The sequence below is a fragment of the Mycobacterium sp. E342 genome, from assembly GCF_001667665.1.
GTDB lineage: Bacteria > Actinomycetota > Actinomycetes > Mycobacteriales > Mycobacteriaceae > Mycobacterium.
Map to the genome: position 1 here is coordinate 23,452 of NZ_LZJM01000232.1, position 14,909 is coordinate 38,360.

The 14,909-nt window shown below is 71.3% G+C and carries 13 protein-coding genes and 1 pseudogene; 6 read left to right on the forward strand and 8 right to left on the reverse strand.

What is annotated here, in order from left to right; all coding sequences use genetic code 11:
- Positions 1 to 108: 108 nt before the first annotated feature.
- From A5692_RS17900 to A5692_RS17910, 3 genes are all read right to left on the reverse strand, one after another.
- The gene (locus A5692_RS17900; protein WP_156766145.1) at positions 109 to 897 is read right to left on the reverse strand and encodes a pseudouridine synthase; all 789 of its coding nucleotides are present in this window, start codon (positions 895 to 897) and stop codon (positions 109 to 111) included.
- A gap of 68 nt (positions 898 to 965) precedes the next feature.
- Entirely contained in the window at positions 966 to 2,720 is a 1,755-nt protein-coding gene (locus A5692_RS17905; RefSeq protein WP_068058219.1) for a glycerol-3-phosphate dehydrogenase/oxidase, read from the reverse strand.
- A gap of 49 nt (positions 2,721 to 2,769) precedes the next feature.
- Complete coding sequence (locus A5692_RS17910; RefSeq protein ID WP_068058221.1) at positions 2,770 to 4,185, reverse strand: NAD(P)H-quinone dehydrogenase; 1,416 nt, start codon at positions 4,183 to 4,185, stop codon at positions 2,770 to 2,772.
- 93 nt (positions 4,186 to 4,278) lie between these two features.
- Between A5692_RS17910 and A5692_RS17915 the strand changes: the two genes are divergently transcribed.
- Positions 4,279 to 4,755: a gamma-glutamylcyclotransferase gene (locus A5692_RS17915; RefSeq protein WP_067924254.1), complete on the forward strand. Its 477-nt coding sequence runs from the start codon at positions 4,279 to 4,281 to the stop codon at positions 4,753 to 4,755.
- Between the two features lie 84 nt (positions 4,756 to 4,839).
- Here A5692_RS17915 and A5692_RS17920 read toward each other — a convergent pair whose 3' ends face one another.
- From A5692_RS17920 to A5692_RS17935, 4 genes are all read right to left on the reverse strand, one after another.
- A complete protein-coding gene (locus A5692_RS17920) occupies positions 4,840 to 5,712 on the reverse strand; it encodes an endonuclease domain-containing protein (protein ID WP_156766144.1) in 873 nt (290 codons plus the stop codon).
- A 105-nt stretch (positions 5,713 to 5,817) separates the two neighbouring features.
- Positions 5,818 to 6,999, reverse strand: coding sequence for a M20 family metallopeptidase (locus tag A5692_RS17925; protein WP_068058225.1), 1,182 nt, complete (start codon positions 6,997 to 6,999; stop codon positions 5,818 to 5,820).
- Positions 6,996 to 8,189, reverse strand: a complete 1,194-nt coding sequence (locus A5692_RS17930; protein WP_068058227.1) for a M20 family metallopeptidase — start codon at positions 8,187 to 8,189, stop codon at positions 6,996 to 6,998. The genes A5692_RS17925 and A5692_RS17930 overlap by 4 nt, the downstream gene beginning before the upstream one ends.
- Positions 8,190 to 8,225: 36 nt before the next feature.
- Positions 8,226 to 8,891, reverse strand: a complete 666-nt coding sequence (locus tag A5692_RS17935) for a cutinase family protein (protein WP_068058229.1) — start codon at positions 8,889 to 8,891, stop codon at positions 8,226 to 8,228.
- A 133-nt stretch (positions 8,892 to 9,024) separates the two neighbouring features.
- On the opposite strand from A5692_RS17935, the gene A5692_RS17940 reads away from it, so the two are divergent.
- Together A5692_RS17940 and A5692_RS17945 are read left to right on the forward strand one after the other, a co-directional pair.
- Positions 9,025 to 9,831 (forward strand): purine-nucleoside phosphorylase, encoded by an 807-nt coding sequence (locus A5692_RS17940; protein ID WP_068058231.1) that lies wholly within the window; start codon positions 9,025 to 9,027, stop codon positions 9,829 to 9,831.
- 3 nt (positions 9,832 to 9,834) lie between these two features.
- Positions 9,835 to 11,439 carry a phospho-sugar mutase gene (locus tag A5692_RS17945; RefSeq protein WP_068058233.1) on the forward strand — a complete coding sequence of 535 codons (1,605 nt, stop codon included), beginning with the start codon at positions 9,835 to 9,837 and terminating at the stop codon, positions 11,437 to 11,439.
- 1 nt (position 11,440) lies between these two features.
- On the opposite strand, the gene upp is transcribed toward A5692_RS17945, so the two are convergent.
- On the reverse strand, positions 11,441 to 12,064 hold the full coding sequence (gene upp / locus A5692_RS17950; protein WP_068058237.1) for a uracil phosphoribosyltransferase: 624 nt from the start codon (positions 12,062 to 12,064) through the stop codon (positions 11,441 to 11,443).
- Between the two features lie 105 nt (positions 12,065 to 12,169).
- Here upp and A5692_RS17955 point away from each other — a divergent pair, with 105 nt between their 5' ends.
- The 3 genes and pseudogenes from A5692_RS17955 to A5692_RS17965 all read left to right on the forward strand — a co-directional run.
- Complete coding sequence (locus tag A5692_RS17955; RefSeq protein ID WP_082962840.1) at positions 12,170 to 13,060, forward strand: alkaline phosphatase family protein; 891 nt, start codon at positions 12,170 to 12,172, stop codon at positions 13,058 to 13,060.
- A gap of 167 nt (positions 13,061 to 13,227) precedes the next feature.
- Entirely contained in the window at positions 13,228 to 14,523 is a 1,296-nt protein-coding gene (locus tag A5692_RS17960; RefSeq protein ID WP_068058239.1) for a primosomal protein, read from the forward strand.
- Positions 14,524 to 14,565: 42 nt separating this feature from the next.
- Positions 14,566 to 14,909, forward strand: a pseudogene (locus A5692_RS17965) (hypothetical protein); the annotation flags it as partial.

The following is a 14,909-nucleotide window of genomic DNA, read 5'->3' on the forward strand; positions in this document are numbered from 1 at the left end:
TCCGACAAACCCGAGCGCCGCGCGGTAGCGGCCGGGCAGCGAATTCTCCTTGCCCACATCCCACAGAGCGGTGGCCTCGTGCGCGGCGATCGAGGCCAGAATCGTCGTCTAGGGCCCCGTTCGGCGGCTGACGAATTCGCGGCGCGCGCCGGTCACCGGGTCGTCGAACTCGATGCGCTGCGCCAACAGCCTTAGCGGCGTGCTGAAGTCGTCGGGTGGAACGTCGATGACGTTGGGGTACAACGGATCCCCGTCGATCGGCAGGCCGAGGGAGGCCATGTGCACGCGCAGCTGGTGGGTGCGTCCGGTGCGCGGGGTCAGCCGGTACAGGCCGTCCGGTGAAACGAGTTCGACGAAGGTCTCCGCGTTGGGCGCACCGGGTTCGCAGACGGCCTGTAAAACCCCGCGCCGCTTGATGATCCGGCTCCGCACCACGCGGGGCAACACCACGGCCGGATCCACGGCGGCGCGCGCCAGATACGTTTTGCGTACCAGCCCACGGGAAAACAACGTCTGGTATGCGCCGCGTAGCTCGCGGCGCGCGGTGAACAGCAGCACCCCGGCGGTCAGCCGGTCGAGCCGATGGGCCGGGCTGAGCTCCGGCAGGCCCAAATCCCGCCGCAGCCGCACCAGCGCCGTCTGCGCCACGTGCCGCCCGCGGGGCATGGTGGCCAGGAAGTGGGGCTTGTCGACCACGACGATGTCCGCGTCGCGATGCAGCACCGGGATGTCGAACGGCACCGGAACCTCATCAGGCAGCTCCCGGTAAAGAAACACGTGCGATCCTGCGGGCAGCACCGTGGCCTCGTCGACCACCGCGCCGCCCGCGTCGACGACCTCCCCGGAGAGCACCTTCGACCGCGCCGGCGCGCCGAACCGGTCGGTCAGCTCGGCCATTACCGGTCCCCCGCGCAGCCGCACCCGCGCCGGGCCCAGGCCGTCCCGCACCGGCAGTGGGGCGGGCCTCAATTGAGCGGCACCGGCTCGAGGATCTCGGCGCGGGCCTCCGGGGCGCTCGCGCGCAGTTCGTCGGCCGACACGTCGTCAGGCTGGGCCTGCGAGAGGATCTCGGCCTCCACCCGCGCCGAATAGTTCGACACCTCCCGGTCCACGTCCGCCGCGCTCCAACCGAGCACCGGGGCGACCACGTCGGCGACCTCGCGCGCACAGTCGACGCCGCGGTGCGAGTACTCGATGGAGATGCGCATCCGGCGGGCCAGGATGTCCTCGAGGTGCAGCGCCCCCTCGGCGGTGACGGCGTAGAGCGCCTCCACCTTGAGGTAACCCGGCGCCTCCTTGATCGGGGTGAGCAGATCGGCGTTTCCGGCCGCCAGCCCCAGCACGTCGCCGATCATCGAGCCGTAGCGGTCCAGCAGGTGCCGCACCCGGTACGGATGCAAACCCTGCAGCGCCGCAACGTGTTCGGCCTGATTGACCAGGGCGAAGTAACCGTCGGCGCCCAGCAGGCTGACCTTCTCGGTGATCGAGGGCGCCACCCGGGCCGGGACGAACTGCGCCGCGGCGTCGATCGCGTCGGCCGCCATCACCCGGTAGGTGGTGTACTTGCCGCCGGCGATGGCCACCAGGCCCGGCGCGGGCACCGCCACGGCGTGCTCGCGGGACAGCTTGGAGGTCTCCTCGCTCTCCCCGGCCAGCAGCGGCCGCAGCCCGGCGTACACGCCGTCGATGTCGGCATGGGTCAGCGGGATGGCGAGCACCGTGTTGACGGTCCGCAGGATGTAGTCGATGTCGGCCTTGGTGGCCGCGGGGTGGGCCAGGTCCAGGTTCCAGTCCGTGTCGGTGGTGCCGATGATCCAGTGGCTGCCCCACGGGATGACGAACATCACCGACTTCTCGGTGCGCAGGATGATGGCGACGTCGCTGACGATGCGGTCACGCGGGACCACCACGTGCACGCCCTTGGAGGCGCGCACCTGAAATCGCCCGCGCTGCTTGGACAATGCCTGAATCTCGTCGGTCCACACCCCGGTCGCATTGACCACGACGTGGCCGCGCACTTCGGTGATCGACCCGTCCTCGGAGTCGCGGACCCGCACGCCGGTGACCCGGTCACCCTCGCGCAGCATCGCCACCACCTGGGTGGAGGTGCGCACCACCGCGCCGTAGTGGGCGGCCGTCCGCGCGACGGTCAGGGTGTGCCGCGCGTCGTCGACGACGGTGTCGTAGTAGCGGATTCCGCCGATCAACGACGTCCGCTTCAAGCCGGGGCTCAACCGCAACGCGCCGGCGCGGGTCAAATGCTTTTGCGCCGGAACGGATTTCGCGCCGCCCATCCGGTCGTAGAGGAAGATGCCCGCGGCGATATACGGCCGCTCCCACACGCGGTTGGTCAGCGGGAACAGGAACGGCATCGGCTTGACCAGATGGGGCGCCAGCGTGGTCAGTGACAGCTCCCGCTCGTAGAGCGCCTCGCGCACCAGGCCGAACTCGAGCTGTTCGAGGTAGCGCAGCCCGCCGTGGAACATCTTCGACGAGCGGCTCGAGGTGCCCGACGCGAAATCGCGCGCCTCGACCAGCGCCACCTTGAGCCCGCGGGTCGCGGCGTCCAGCGCGCAGCCGGAGCCCACCACGCCGCCGCCGATGACGACGACGTCGAACTGCTCGGTGCCGAGCCGCTCCCAGGCCACCTCGCGGTGCTGCGGCCCCAGCACGGACGCCGGCGAGCCGAGCTCGCTGGGCGCGTGGATCGGATCGGTCACCGGGAAACTCCTGTCGGTTACTCGCCAGTAGGACGGTGTCGAACCAAGGCTAGTCCAGATCGTCGTGCGCCATCAGCCGACGAGCGGCCTCGGTGATCGACCCGGACAACGACGGGTAAACGGCGAGCGTCTGCGCCAGCTCGGTGACGGTGATGCGGTTTTGGACCGCCACCGCGATCGGCAGGATCAGCTCGGAGGCGATCGGGGCCACCACCACGCCGCCGATCACCACGCCGGTGGATTTGCGGCAAAACATCTTCACGAAGCCCTGCTGCAGGCCCGACATCTTGGCCCGGGCGTTGGTCCGCAACGGAAGCATGATCGTGCGGGCCGACACCGAACCGTCGTCGATCATCGTTTGCGGCACGCCGACGGCCGCGATCTCGGGCCGGGTGAACACCGTCGCCGCGACGGTGCGCAGCCGGATCGGGCTGACGCCCTCGCCCAGGGCGTGATACATCGCGATCCGGCCCTGCATGGCGGCGACCGACGCCAGCGGCAGCAGGCCGGTGCAGTCGCCGGCGGCGTAGATGCCGGCCACCGAGGTCCGCGACACCCGGTCCACGGTCAGGTAGCCGCCGCGGCCCAACTCGATGCCGACGCGGTCGAGGCCCAGGCCGCCGGTGTTGGGCACCGACCCGATGGTCATCAGGGCGTGGCTGCCCTCCACGGTGCGCCCGTCGGCCAGGGTGACCAGCACGCCGTCTCCCGTGCGGGTGACCGACTGGGCCCGGGCGTTCTTGACCAATTGCACGCCGCGCTCGGAGAACGCCTCCTCCAGGACCAGGGCGGCGTCGGCGTCCTCGTAGGGCAGCACCCGGTCGCGGCTGGCGACCACCGTCACCGGAACGCCCAGCTCGGTGTAGGCGTGCACGAACTCGGCGCCGGTGACGCCGGACCCGACGACGACGAGGTGCTCGGGCAGCGCCTCGAGGTTGTAGAGCTGCCGCCAGGTCAGGATCCGCTCGCCGTCGGGCTGGGCCGACGGCAGGACCCGAGGGCTGGCGCCGGTCGCGATCAGCACGACGTCGGCCTCGAACTCGCTGGTGGTGCCGTCGCCGGCCGTCGCCTTGACGCGGTGGCAGGCCAGCCCGGGTACGGGGTCGATCAGCTCGCCGTGGCCGGCGACGACGTGCACGCCCACGGCGAGCAGCTGTTCGGTGATGTCGGCCGACTGCTCGGTGGCGAGCTGCTTGACCCGGGCGTGAATCTGCGGCAGGGAGATCTTGGCGTCGTCGATGTCGATGTCGAACCCCAGCCGCGGCGCCCGGCGCAGCTCGGTGCGCAGCCAGGTGGAGGCGATGAAGGTCTTGGACGGCACACAGTCGTCGAGCACGGCCGCGCCGCCGATGCCGTCGGAGTCGATGACGGTGACGTGGGTGGTGTCGGGGTGGGAGGTGGCGGCCACCAGGGCCGCTTCGTAACCGGCCGGGCCTCCACCGAGGATCACGATGCGGGTCGCCACAGCCCCAACCTAGCGGGGCCACCGGTGACCCTGCAGCCCGGCGAGGGCCCTCGGGAGAAGACCGCTTGCGCATGCGACGTCTAAGCTTTCCCCGTGCCGCTCTACGCCGCCTACGGGTCGAACATGGATCCTGAGCAGATGCTCAAGCGCGCACCCCATTCGCCGATGGCCGGAACGGGCTGGCTGCACGGCTGGCGCCTGACGTTCGGGGGCGAGGACATCGGCTGGGAGGGCGCGCTGGCCACCGTGGTCGAGGACCCCGATTCCAAGGTGTTCGTCGTGCTCTACGACATGACCCCGGCGGACGAGAACAACCTCGATCGGTGGGAGGGCTCGGAGTTCGGCGTGCACAAGAAGATCCGGTGCCGGGTGGAGCGCATCTCGTCGGACACCAGCACCGACCCGGTGCTGGCCTGGTTGTATGTGCTCGACGCGTGGGAGGGCGGCCTGCCGTCGGCGCGGTATCTGGGTGTGATGGCCGATGCGGCCGAAATCGCCGGAGCCCCAAGCGATTACGTGCACAACCTGCGAACCCGACCGGCCCACAACGTCGGCCCGGGCACCGGCTGATCCCCTCCCGCCCTTCCCGCGAGCGACCGTGTCTGTACGGCGACACGCCGCTGTGAGCGGAAATTTGCGGTCGCTCGCGAGACGTCACGCGGCGCGGGCTCGCTCCAATTGCGCCTCGAGCCGGCGGATGAGTTCCCACGGCCGGTGCCTGACGTCTTCGGCCACGATGGCGACCACTGACCAGCCCATCTCCTGGAGCGCCGAGGAACGTCGGCGGTCACGGATGAAGGCATCGGGCCCGCTATGCCAATCCACGCCGTCGTATTCTGCGGCCACGCGAAGGTCCGGCCAGGCAAAATCGAGTCGCCACCTGCATCCTCGCAGGTCCACGACCTCATATTGAAGGACCGGCGTCGGCAAACCGCCGTCGATCATTACCAGCCGCGCCTCGCTCTCCATTGGCGACTCCGCCAAGGGGCTGGCCAAACCCAGCAGTTGGCGGACGGTCACAATCCCGCGACGGCCGGACTGTCCAGCGATGGCCCGCGCCAGCTCGATCGGCATGCAGGCTCCGGTGCGCAAGGCGGCGTCGAGCGTAGCCAGCGCTCTGGGCCGACGCAGGCTACGGGCGATCTCGATCGCCGTCCATGCGGGGGTGGTCGCGGGCCGTCCGCCGACCACGGTCAGCGGCGATCCCGCACGCCGGTGCACTATCAGTCCGTCGGACGATCGCAGTCGGCGGCCATCCGGCTCGAGCACGTGCAGCGCGGGCGTCGACTCGGTGTCGAAGCCGTACGCGGCGGCAGCTGTACCCATGCATGCGGCGACGCTGGTGCCGGTTGCCAAATCCAGGCCGCCGAGTTGCAGCGCGGTGGTCAGTTCGCCCCGGCCGTAAATGCCATGCCAAACCTTCTGCAGCTCAAGGTCCAACGCCCGACGCGGCAGGTACGTCAGAGACTGCGCGGACGTGACGACGCCGCCCTGGGCGTCGAGCAGCCGGCTGAGCTCTGGATGCATGGGGGCCATGGTGGGCGGGCTCCGCCGCGCCGACAACTCACCCTGCCGAGCGACCGCAAATTGCCGCTCACAGCGGCGTGTCGCGCGCAGACACGGTCGCTCGCGCTATGGAAAAGCTAGAAACGCGGCGGCCTGCTCGACGATGTTGACCATCACGCGCAGCCCGATCGCCAGGGCGCGCTCGTCGAGGTCGAACGTCGGCTGGTGCAGATCCAGCTGCGGCCCCTGACCCGGCCACACGCCCAGGCGCGCCATCGCGCCGGGAATCTCCTCGAGGTACCAGGAGAAGTCCTCGCCCCCGCCGGACTGGCGGGTGTCGGCCAGCGCGTCGGGGCCGATGGCCTCGATCGCGTGGGTGAGGATGCGGGTCGAGACGTCCTCGTTGACCACCGGCGGGACGCCGCGCCGGTACTGCAGCGTGTGTTCGATGCCCAGCGGCGCGAGCAGCGACGACACCGTCTCCCGGATGATCTCCTCGAGTCCCACCCAGGTCTGCCGGCTGGCGGTCCGCACCGTGCCGCCCAGCACCCCGGACTGCGGGATGGCGTTGGCGGCCACCCCCGCGTTGACCGCGCCCCACACCAGGACGGTGCCGTTGCGCGGGTCGATGCGGCGCGACAGCACCCCGGGCAACCCGGTGATCAGGGTCCCGAGCCCGTAGACCAGGTCGGCGGTCAGGTGTGGGCGCGACGTGTGCCCGCCCGGGGAGTGCAGGGTGATCTCGATCTGGTCGGCCGCCGAGGTGATGGGGCCGTGGCGCACCGCGACCTGCCCGACCTCGAGCCGCGGGTCGCAGTGCAGGGCGAAGATCCGCGACACCCCGGAGATGGCGCCCGCCGCGATGGCGTCGATCGCGCCGCCGGGCATCAGCTCCTCGGCGGCCTGGAAGATCAGCCGCACCCCGACCGGCAACTCCGGCACCGACGCCAGGGTGAGCGCCGTGCCGAGCAGGATCGCGGTGTGGGCGTCATGGCCGCAGGCGTGCGCGACGTTGGGCATGGTGGAGGTGTAGGGCGCGCCGGTCCGCTCGGCCATGGGCAGCGCGTCCATGTCGGCCCGCAGCGCGATCCTGGGCTCGTGTTCCGGACCCAGGTCGCAGACCAGCCCGGTGCCGCCCGGCAGCACCTTGGGGTTGAGCCCCGCGTCCGCCAACCGCTCGGCGACGAACTGGGTGGTGGCGTACTCCTGCCGCCCCAGCTCCGGGTAGCGGTGGATGTGCCGGCGCCATTCGACCAGGTCGTCGTGGTGGGCGGCCAGCCAGGAGGTGGCGGCATCGGCGAGGCTCATGCGTGCGCCCGCCGTTCCTGCGCGGCCATGACGCGGTCGCGCTCGGCGGGCGTCTGGGCCAGCTGAACCACCGTGCGGGCCAACATGATCGCTCCGTCGACGACGGCGCGGTCGGCGCTGGGGCCGGCTGCGGCGGTGGCGAAGGCGCGCTGGTGCACCGTGGCGCCACCGGCGTCGACCCCGACGATCGGATGGATCCCCGGCATCACCTGCGTCACGTTGCCCATGTCGGTGCTGCCCATGGGCAGCGCCGCCTCGAACTCGCGGGCCACCGGCTCGCGCCCCAGCCGGCGCATCTCCTCACGGAAGACGTCAGCCAGCCATTCGTCGGGATTGAGTTCGTCGTATGCCGGTGCGGGGTTGTCGATTTCGTACTCGCAGCCGGAGGCCAGCGCGCCCGCGGCAAAGCACGCGTACATCCTGCCCTCCAGCTGTCTCAGCGAATCCGATTCGACCGCCCGCATCGCATACTGCAGCGTCGCGTGCCCGGGGATGACGTTGACCGCCTGCCCGCCGTCGGTGACGATCCCGTGCACCAGTTGGCCCGGGGCCAGTTGCTGCCGCAACAGCCCAACGGCTACCTGCGCGACGGTCACGGCGTCGGCGGCATTGATCCCCTGATGCGGCGCGACGGCAGCGTGGGATTCCTTGCCACGGTAGTGCACGGTCGCCTCCGACAGTGCCAGCGAGCGGGCCGCCGCGATGTCGGCTGGCCCCGGATGCAGCATCACCGCCGCCGCGATGTCGTCGAACACCCCGGCGGCCAGCAGCAGCGCCTTGCCGCCGCCCATCTCCTCGGCGGGGGTACCGATCAGCGCCACCCGCAGGCCCAGCTCGTCGGCGACCTCGGCCAGCGCCAGCGCGGTGCCCACCGCCGACGCGGCGATGATGTTGTGGCCGCAGGCGTGCCCGATCTCGGGCAGCGCATCGTATTCGGCGCAGACCCCGACGGTCAGTGGGCCGCTGCCGAAGTCGGCGCGAAACGCGGTGTCGAGGCCACCGGCCGACGCGGTGATCTCGAAACCGCGCTCGGCGACCAGCGCCTGGGCCTTGGCGCAGCTGCGATGCTCGGCGAACGCCAGCTCGGGCTCGGCGTGGATGGCGTGGGACAGCTCAACCAGGTCGGGTCCACGTCGCCGCACGACATCCTCGACCCTGCCTGAGGGGTGGTCCAATGCGGAGGTGGGCATCCTCGCAGTATCCCACCGCAGCGTCGGGGCCCGGGGCTACACCAGTCCGGCGATGAATCCCGCCGCCTGTCCGGGGTACGGCGCCACGCCATAGTCGTGGTGCGCCTCCCGGTCCCGGCCGCCCACGACGCACACCGGGTCGCCGGGGCTGCAGATGTCGATGGCCCGGCCGGCGAACTGGCCCGCCGTGGAAAGGGGCGTGTTGAAGCGGTTGCCGGGATTGCCGAACACCGCAACCGCCGCGATCTTGTTGGCCAGGCCGGGATCCAGCTCGGGCGCCGAGCCGAAGTTGCCGATGGTGTTGCCCAGCGGCGGCACCCCGGCCAGCATCGAGACGGCGGCGGCGCCCTGGGAGAAGCCACCGAGCACCAGCTTCGTCCCCGGGCACTGGTCGACCATCTGCGCGATGTGGTCGCGCGCGTCGTTCGCACCGTCGGCGGTCTGCAGGAAGTTGTAGCTGGCCGGATAGTTCACCGCGTACGCGTCGACGCTGCGCGAGCCCAGGTCGTGCTGCAGGGCGGCGAGCAGCGCGTCGCCGGCGACGCCCAGGCCGGGCGGCTCGGCGGTGCCGCGGGCGAAGATCAGTTGGACGTCGGGGCATCCGTCGGCCCGCGCCGTTGCCACCGCGCCGCTCGCGATCGAAAACACCGACACCGCAACGGCGACGGCCAGGCCGACGACCGGCCACCTACGAAGATCCATGCGGCAGATTTTCACATATTCGGGCGGGCACCATCGCGGCGCTAACCCCGGTGACGCCCACTGGGCCCGACGGCCGCCTCCTAACTCGCGCCGTCACACGGCGCTCCACGTCGCCGCACTAGGCTCCCCGACTGTGAGCGACGTCGCATCCGATCCCGCCGACCTCGCGCGGCGGGCGGCGCAATTCATCGGGGAGCGCACCGGCGTGGCCGAGCACGACGTCGCCGTCGTCCTCGGATCGGGGTGGCGGCCCGCGGCGGACGCCCTTGGTACTCCGACCGCCGTGCTGCCCCAGGCCGACGTGCCGGGCTTCGCGCCCCCCACGGCCGTGGGACACTCCGGCGAGTTGATGTCCACGCGCGTCGGCGAACGCCGGGTGCTGGTGCTGGTCGGCCGCGTGCACGCCTACGAGGGCCACGACCTGTGTCACGTCGTGCACCCGGTGCGGGCGGCCTGCGCGGCCGGCGCGCGCATCGTCGTGCTCACCAACGCGTCCGGCGGTCTGCGGCCCGACATGGCGGTCGGCCAGCCGGTGCTGATCAGCGATCACCTCAACCTGACCGCGCGTTCGCCGCTGGCCGGCCCGCAGTTCGTGGACCTGACCGACGCCTACGCGCCGCGGCTGCGTGACCTCGCCCGCCAGGTCGACCCGGGGCTGGCCGAGGGCGTCTACGCCGGGCTGCCGGGGCCGCACTACGAGACGCCCGCCGAGGTGCGGATGCTGCGGACGCTGGGCGCCGACCTGGTCGGCATGTCGACCGTGCACGAGACCATCGCGGCCCGGGCGGCCGGCGCCGAGGTGCTGGGGGTGTCGCTGGTGACCAACCTGGCCGCGGGAATCGGCGGTCAGCCGCTGAGCCACGCCGAGGTGCTCGCCGCCGGCGCCGCGTCGGCGAGCCGGATGGGCGCCCTGCTGGCCGACGTCGTGGCCCGGTTCTAAGCGATGACGCCCGACCAATGGCGACGGCCCGCGGCGGAGTGGATCGCGCACGATCCCGACCCGGCGACGGCCGCCGAGCTCGCCGCCTGCGGCCCCGACGAACTCGCCGCACGCTTCGCCCACCCGCTGAAGTTCGGCACCGCGGGCCTGCGCGGCCCGGTGCGCGGCGGGCCCGACGCCATGAACGTGGCGGTGGTGTCGCGGGCCACCTGGGCGGTGGCGCGGGTGCTGGGCGCGCGCGGCCAGGCCGGCTCGCACGTCATCGTCGGGCGCGACTCCCGGCACGGCTCCGCCGTCTTCGCCACGGTAGCCGCCGAAGTGCTTGCCGCCCAAGGGTTCTCGGTGACGCTGCTGCCCGGTCCGGTTCCCACACCGGTCGTCGCGTTCGCCGTGCGCCGCACCGGCGCCGCCGCCGGGATACAGATCACCGCCTCACACAACCCGCCGACCGACAACGGCTACAAGGTCTACACCGACGGCGGCATCCAGATCGTCTCCCCCACCGACCGCGAGATCGAGGCCGCGATGGCCGCGGCTCCCCCGGCCGACGAAATCGACCGGGCACCCGTGCAACCCGCCGTCACCGACGTCGTCGAGCAGTACATCGGGCGCGCGGCCGGCGTGCGGCGCGGCACCGGCCCGGTGCGGGTGGCCCTGACCCCGCTGCACGGGGTGGGCGGCGTCGTGGCCGTGGAAGCACTGCAGCGCGCCGGCTTCTCGCAGGTGCACACCGTGGGAGCACAGTTCGCTCCCGACCCCGACTTCCCCACCGTCGCCTTCCCCAACCCGGAGGAGCCCGGTGCCACCGACGCGCTGCTCGCCCTCGCGGCCGACGTCACCGCCGGCGTCGCGATCGCGCTCGATCCCGACGCCGACCGGTGCGCGGTTGCCGTCCCCACCGAATCGGGCTGGCGGATGCTGTCCGGCGACGAAACCGGTTGGCTGCTAGGCGATTACATCTTGTCCCACGTCCCCGATCCGCGAACGGCGGTGGTGGCCAGCACCGTGGTGTCGTCGCGGATGCTGGCGGCGATCGCCCGCCACCACGGCGCCACCCACGTCGAGACGCTCACCGGCTTCAAGTGGCTGGCGCGCGCAGACGCGAACACGCCCGGCGGCACCCTGGTGTACGCCTACGAGGAGGCGATCGGGCACTGCGTCGACCCGGACGCCGTGCGCGACAAGGACGGCATCAGCGCCGCGGTGCTGGTGTGCGATCTGGTGGCGGCGCTGAACGACCAGGGCCGTTCGGTGGCCGACGCGCTCGACGACCTCGCCCGGCGGCACGGCGTGCACGACGTCGCGGCGGTGTCGCGCCGCGTCGCCGACGCCGCCGAGGCCGCCGACCTGATGCGGCGGCTGCGGTCGGCGCCACCGGAGACGCTCGCCGGGTTCGACGCGACCGTCACCGATATCACCGACGCGCTGATCTTCACCGGGGGGGCCGGGGACACGACGGTCAGGCTGGTGGTGCGGCCTTCCGGAACCGAGCCGAAGCTGAAGTGCTACATCGAGGTTCGCTGCGCGGTGACCGGCGGCCTGCACGATGCGCGGCGGCGCGCCCGCGCGTTGCGCGACGAGCTGGTGTCCGCGGCTGCGAATCTATGAGCTAGCGCGGCCCGTACTGGCGGTCGCCCGCGTCGCCGAGACCCGGCACGATATAGGCGTTCTCGTTGAGCCCGTCGTCGACCGCCACGGCGAACAGCCGCGCGTGGGGCACCGTCTTCTCAAGCGCCGCAATGCCTTCGGGGGCGGCCAGCGCACACAAGACCGTGATGTCGGTCGCGCCGCGCTCCAGCAGCAGCCCGGCGGTGTACTTCAGCGACCCTCCGGTGGCCAGCATCGGATCCAGTACCAGCACCGGCACACCGGCGAGCCGGTCGGGCAGCGACTCGAAATACCCACTCGCCTGGCGGGTTTCCTCGTTGCGGGCGACGCCGACGAATCCGACCCGCGCCTGCGGCAGCAGCGCGAGCGCCTGGTCGACCATGCCGAGCCCGGCCCGCAGCACCGCCACCAGCAGGGGCGGCTCGGCCAGCCGTTCCCCCAGCGCCTCGGCCAGCGGGGTGTGGACCGGGAAGGTCTCGCGGGGCGCGTCCCGGGTGGCCTCGTAGATCAACATCGCGGTCAGATCACGCAACGCCGCCCGGAATCCGTCGCTGTCGGTGCGTTTGTCGCGCATCGTCGTCAGCCGGGCGACCGCCAGCGGGTGATCTACAACGCGCACCTCCACGGTGTTCGACCCTATATAACGATCCGGCCGCATTTCGTTAACGCCCCGCCGAAACGGCCCGCGTCGTCGCCGTCGGCGTGCCTGGACCACCCCTATGCTCCCGTGGTGCTGAGCGGAATCGCGGCTGCCACCCGCCTGACGGATTGGGCATTCCGAGTTCTCGCACTTCTCGCCGCGGTGGCCCTGCTGGGGCCGGCGCCCGGTCCGCCGGCCCCGTCGATAAGCCTTGCGGCAGCGGCTCTTCCGCAGCCGGCGCACATCGTGATCGTGGTGGAGGAGAACCGCTCCGAGGCCAACATCATCGGCAACAAGTCGGCGCCCTTCATCACCGCCCTGGCCGCGGCCGGCGCCAACATGACCCAGTCCTACGCCGAAACGCACCCGAGCGAACCGAATTACCTCGCACTGTTCGCCGGTAACACCTTCGGCGTGACCAGCGACGTGTGCCCGGTCAACGCCGGCGCCGCGCCCAACCTGGGTTCGGAATTGCTGGCGGCGGGTTACACGTTCGCCGGCTTCGCCGAGGGCCTGCCCGCGGTGGGCTCGCCGGCGTGCACCGCCGGGAAATACGCACGCAAGCACGTGCCGTGGGCCAACTTCACCAACGTCCCGCCGGCGAACTCCCTGCCGTTCTCGGCCTTCCCGATGGGCAACTACGCCGGCCTGCCCACGGTGTCGTTCGTCATCCCCAACAACGACGACAACATGCACGACGGGTCCATCGCGCAGGCCGACGCCTGGCTGAACCGCGAGTTGTCCGGCTACGCCAATTGGGCGGCGGCCAACAACAGCCTGCTGATCGTGACGTGGGACGAGGACGACGGCGGAAGGCGCAACCAGATCCCCACGATCTTCTACGGCGCCCACGTGCGCCCCGGCAGCTACAGCGAGCAGATCAACCACTACACCGTGCTTTCCACGATCGAGCAGATGTACGGGCTGCCCAAAACCGGCTACGCCGCCGGCGCGCCGCCGATCACGGATATCTGGAGCTAGGTCGGGGCTAGGTTCGATCGCCCGATTCCTCACTCGCGCCGTCCCGGCGCTCGCCGTCACCGGGCTAGGTTCGATCGCCCGATTCCTCACTCGCGCCGTCCCGGCGCTCGCCGTCACCGGGCTAGCCGCGCCGGGCGCCCCCGGCGGCCGTCGCTATTGTGTGCCGCATGGCTGCTGACCTCGTGCCCATCCGCCTGAGCCTGTCCGACGGTGACCGCTACACCGTGTGGGCACCCCGCTGGCGCGACGCCGGCGACGAGTGGGAGGCGTTCCTGGGCAAGGACGAGGACCTGTACGTCTTCTCCTCGGTCGCCGACCTGGTCGCGTTCGTGCGCTCCGATACCGACAACGACCTGGTCGACCACCCGGCGTGGAAGGACCTGACCACCGCGCACGCGCACAAGTTCTCCCCGGCCGAGGACAGGCAGTTCGACCTGGTCACGGTCGAGGAGCTGGTGTCGGAGAAGCCGACCGAGGAGTCGGTGACCTCGCTGGCCCGCACGCTGGCGCTCGTCTCGTCCATCGGGTCGGTGTGCGAGCTCGCGGCGGTGCTGAAGTTCTTCAACGGCAACCCGACGCTGGGCACGGTGTCGGGCGGGATCGACCACTTCACCGGCAAGGCCGGCCTGAAGCGCTGGAACGCGATCGGCGAGATCATCGGGCGCGGCTGGGACGACGTGCTCGGCGCCATCGAGGGCATCGTCAGCACGCCCGAGGTCGACGAGAAGCTGTCGGCCAAGGCCGCCGACGAACTCGACGAGGAACCCGAGGAGGAAGACGCCGAAGACGTCGAGGGCGCCGCCGCGGCCGCCGAGGCCGACGAGGAAGCCGGCGCGGAGGCGGACGAGTCCGCGGAGGGCGACGACGAGGACGAGGAACCGCGCGCGGCCGGCGACACCGTGATCCTGGGCAGCGACGAGGATTTCTGGCAGCAGGTGGGCATCGACCCGATTCGGATCATGACGAGTTCGGGCACCTTCTACACGCTGCGGTGCTACCTGGACGACCGCCCGATCTTCCTGGGCCGCAACGGGCGCATCAGCGTGTTCAGCTCGGAGCGGGCGCTGGCCCGCTACCTCGCCGACGAGCACGACCACGACCTGGCCGACCTGAGCACCTACGACGACATCCGCACCGCCGCCACCGACGGTTCGCTCGAGGTCAAGGTCACCGACGACAACATCTACGTGCTCAGCGGGCTTGCCGACGACATCGCCGACGGTCCCGACGCCGTGGACCGCGACCAGCTGGAGCTGGCCGTCGAGTTGCTCCGCGACATCGGCGACTACTCGGAGGAGGGCACGGTCGACAAGGCGCTCGAGCCGGGCCGCCCGCTGGGCAAGCTGGTGGCCTACGTGCTCGAGCCCGGCTCGGTCGGCAGGCCCTCCGCGCCGTACGCCCCCGCGGTGCGGGAGTGGGAGAACCTGGAGCAATTCGTCGACGGGCGGCTCAGGCGCGAGTAGCCCCCCGTTTGACGGGCCGGTGACTCTCATCTTTACTGGCGGGTGTCGCTTCCCGGGATAGGCCCGTTACCGCTGTACGGATTTCAACGCCCCGGCATGTTGCTGTTCGGTTTGCTCCCGCTGGCTCTGCTCGCGGTGTACGTCCTGGTCCAGTCCCGCCGCCGGCGCCGGCTGCGCCGGTTCACCGAGGCGAGCGTGCCGCAGTCGCCGACGCGGCACATCCCGATCGCCGTGTCGCTGCTCAGCCTGATCCTGCTGACCATCGCGCTGGCCACGCCCACCCACGACATGCGCATCCCGCGCAACCGCGCGGTGGTCGTGCTGGTCATCGACATGTCCCAGTCCATGCGGGCCACCGACGTCCCGCCCAACCGGCTCAAGGCCGC

Bases quoted from the DNA above. Each gene is read 5' to 3' on its own strand.
- A5692_RS17945 (WP_068058233.1), top strand. From the start codon at position 9,835: ATGACGCCCGACCAATGGCGACGGCCCGCGGCGGAGTGGATCGCGCAC.
- A5692_RS17930 (WP_068058227.1), bottom strand. From the start codon at position 8,189: ATGCCCACCTCCGCATTGGACCACCCCTCAGGCAGGGTCGAGGATGTC.
- A5692_RS17900 (WP_156766145.1), bottom strand. From the start codon at position 897: ATGGCCGAGCTGACCGACCGGTTCGGCGCGCCGGCGCGGTCGAAGGTG.
- A5692_RS17925 (WP_068058225.1), bottom strand. From the start codon at position 6,999: ATGAGCCTCGCCGATGCCGCCACCTCCTGGCTGGCCGCCCACCACGAC.
- A5692_RS17935 (WP_068058229.1), bottom strand. From the start codon at position 8,891: ATGGATCTTCGTAGGTGGCCGGTCGTCGGCCTGGCCGTCGCCGTTGCG.
- A5692_RS17920 (WP_156766144.1), bottom strand. From the start codon at position 5,712: ATGCATCCAGAGCTCAGCCGGCTGCTCGACGCCCAGGGCGGCGTCGTC.
- A5692_RS17960 (WP_068058239.1), top strand. From the start codon at position 13,228: ATGGCTGCTGACCTCGTGCCCATCCGCCTGAGCCTGTCCGACGGTGAC.